The following is a 202-nucleotide window of genomic DNA, read 5'->3' as shown; positions in this document are numbered from 1 at the left end:
GTCGAGCGTGATGCCTGCCGGGTACGTCCCTACTGCTGACACAACAGCGTTGCCCGTACCACCTAGCGTGGCTGACAAGCCATTGACCTGGTCATTGGCAACTACATTCGTAATGGCCGTTCCGCCCGTGCCCGCCGAGGCGGTGCCCGAGTCGTTTAGCGCAATCACACTTGGCGAGACGATCACGATAGCTGTCGCCGTT

Annotated in this window: 1 protein-coding gene; it reads right to left on the bottom strand. The window is 60.4% G+C overall.

Features of this window, described 5'->3' with window-relative positions; translation table 11 throughout:
- A partial coding sequence (locus F7231_RS27195; protein ID WP_166694355.1) for a hypothetical protein occupies positions 1-202 on the bottom strand: 202 nt, incomplete at both ends.

The sequence above is a fragment of the Fibrivirga algicola genome (assembly GCF_011742925.1).
GTDB lineage: Bacteria > Bacteroidota > Bacteroidia > Cytophagales > Spirosomataceae > Fibrella > Fibrella algicola.
The sequence above is the reverse complement of the archived record's forward strand: the minus strand, read 5'-3'. Positions and strand labels throughout refer to the sequence as shown.